Source organism: Paraliobacillus quinghaiensis (assembly GCF_003426025.1).
In the GTDB taxonomy this organism is placed as follows: Bacteria; Bacillota; Bacilli; order Bacillales; family Amphibacillaceae; genus Paraliobacillus_A; species Paraliobacillus_A quinghaiensis.
In genome coordinates, this window is record NZ_QJSH01000056.1 from 1 (window position 1) to 2,476 (window position 2,476).

At 31.1% G+C, this 2,476-nt stretch carries 5 protein-coding genes; all 5 read right to left on the bottom strand.

Features of this window, described 5'->3' with window-relative positions:
• Window positions 1-147: 147 nt before the first annotated feature.
• Window positions 148-1,020 carry a phosphotransferase family protein gene (locus tag D2K40_RS16115; RefSeq protein ID WP_117157355.1) on the bottom strand — a complete coding sequence of 291 codons (873 nt, stop codon included), beginning with the start codon at window positions 1,018-1,020 and terminating at the stop codon, window positions 148-150.
• An 87-nt stretch (window positions 1,021-1,107) separates the two neighbouring features.
• Entirely contained in the window at window positions 1,108-1,581 is a 474-nt protein-coding gene (locus D2K40_RS16120) for a GNAT family N-acetyltransferase (protein ID WP_117157356.1), read from the bottom strand.
• Between the two features lie 139 nt (window positions 1,582-1,720).
• Window positions 1,721-1,978, bottom strand: coding sequence for a hypothetical protein (locus D2K40_RS16125; RefSeq protein ID WP_117157357.1), 258 nt, complete (start codon window positions 1,976-1,978; stop codon window positions 1,721-1,723).
• Between the two features lie 117 nt (window positions 1,979-2,095).
• Complete coding sequence (locus D2K40_RS16520) at window positions 2,096-2,254, bottom strand: hypothetical protein (RefSeq protein WP_162879262.1); 159 nt, start codon at window positions 2,252-2,254, stop codon at window positions 2,096-2,098.
• 115 nt (window positions 2,255-2,369) lie between these two features.
• The coding region (locus D2K40_RS16130) for a 5' nucleotidase, NT5C type (protein WP_420816046.1) at window positions 2,370-2,476 on the bottom strand (107 nt) is incomplete at its 5' end.

A 2,476-nucleotide genomic window follows, 5' to 3' on the forward strand; every position in this document is an offset into this window, starting at 1 on the left:
GTATTGACGGAATGGTTTCAAGAAACATGGATCTATCATTCCCATTCTCAGTTATAAAGTTAAGATAAATATGTTTATCTTCTGCCTTTCACACTTGAAGCGCTTATAGCAGAACTTGTCGAGCGGCACCCTTTAGTAGAATAATCTCTATCTATAATCTCTAATTCCATTTTCAAATGCTTTTTTATCGTTATTTTCAATCCCATGCAATGCTTCTTGCAAAGCGAATGTACTTTTATAAAATTTCACACGTTCAGATATTTCATTTCCATTAGGATATAGGTTAATACACATATTAAAAAAATCTTCACCATAGCTGGAAAGTATTCCAGCAAAATCATACGCTGGGTCTCCTAAACTTGAACCACCAAAATCTATTATGCCTGAAATCTTACCTGTTTCTGGATTCCATAGGATATTAGATGCTCCGAAATCCCCATGTATAAGTGTAGTTTTCAAATCTAACCCTTTTACGTTTATAAAAGTTTTAAAAGATTGAGTTATTTCGTTTTGAGCTTCTTTTCTGATATAAGGAAATAGTTTATTTTGTATTTTATCAAATAGTTCAGACATTTCTTCACACGGATTGTTATCCTCCAGTGTCAAAACATCAAGTGCTTTTTCTTTTGAAATAGAATGCACTTCTCTAAGAAAGCCGACGAGTTGTGATGCCAATCCATTTATCAATTCAACACTTTTAAGTTTTTCTAAACTTCCCCTCCAAAAAGGAACTCCATCAATTAGGTTATATCCAGTAAAAACTTTTCCTGGCTCTAATTTATCAAAAGATTTATATATTGGTTGTGGGATTTGAATTGAAACGGTATTTTTAATGTATTCTAAAATTTCAGTCTCTTTTTTTAATTGTATTATTCCTTTTTGGTATTTTGGAAATCTAAATACTAAAAATTTGTTTATAATTAACACATCATTATTTTGTCCAATTTCATTAGGGTAATAGTCTTTAATAGAAAGGTCAGGATAAACTTGTTTAATACTTTCAATATAATTACTACTCATTAGTGATACTCCCTTTTCGGTCTATTCTATTTTCTAATTCAAATCCTCGTTAAATGGTATCTATAAATCGATTGTTAAACCTATCAGCTAATTTTCTTTAATCATGGTAATGAACTCTGCAAAATCGGTATTGAACTTGTCCTTCTTTACAAACCCTATCTTTTTATATAAATGAATTGCTCTTTTATTAAATGTTGCAACGGATAACCTTATGGGAACACCCGTATCCCGTTCTTTTATGTAGCTAATTACAAATGTACTAAAATCATAACCATATCCTTTTCCTACATAGTCAGGGTTCATACCAAGACCCACATCCACAAACTTATCATTATAAACACCATATTTTATTCCTACTGGTATTTGAGCGGTTTGCCCTGTACATAAGAATCCAAACACCTCCTCATTATCATCAATTATAGCTCTATAAGAACCATCGAGGCGTTCTTTTATACCTTCTTCATTTAATTCATTATTATAAAAATCATAGGGTTCTTCATATATCCAACTTATTGTCTGTCTTGCTAAATTTTCATCCATATCTTTAATGATAAAGTTCATAATTCCCCCCTAATTTCATGGTTTAGTTTTGTTAGTATTAAAGGTTATTCAACAAAGCTGCCCTTTAATGCAATAGGAGCTGCGATATCGACAGCTCCTTGTTCCACTAAAGCTACCCGTTAGTGGAATAGCTTTATATTTACTTTGATAAGATATCAGCTCTTTTATAAATCTTATAACCTGTTATCACACCTACCAGAATTAATATAATAGCGAATAGATTTATCACAGTGAAATTAATTGTATAGTCACTTGGAGAATAGCTTCCTGCCATCGCAGCCTGAAAAGCAACCCGTCCCATCATAGGAACTACCTCAATCAAAATAGTTGTTATAAACAATATACAAATTCCTATAACAGCTATTAGATTGCAAAAGAAAAAAAGAATTTTGTCCATCTTAACTTCCCCCCACCATTTTTACTGCCTTAAATTTAATAAATTCTTGTCGCGCTGCTTCGTTAGTTCAACTGCTTGTTAAGGTAAAGCTCTCCTATAGTTGAAGATATTTTCTAATTACTTATCAGATTTTTCTTCAAGTTTCGATTTAATATTTTCTAACAGCTCATTTTGTTTTTTATGACCATCCAATAATTTATCAGTCATTTTTTCCAATGTTTTAGTAATGGACCACAATGATAAAATGATAACAATTATAATTCCTAAAGCATCCAATTTTTTTGCCTCTTCTCATTATTTTTTATACTCAATCCTTCTGCTAGTTAGTTGAAGCCTTAAATCTGACGTTCCTATTTTTTATTAAAGCACCTGTTTGTTGAATAAGCTTTTATTATTTTAGAAAAAATTCCCTAACCTCTTGCCAGTTATTCACCCTAACATAATCAGTTACATGAAGGTTATATGGATTTGTAAACAAAATACCTTGACCTTCAAATC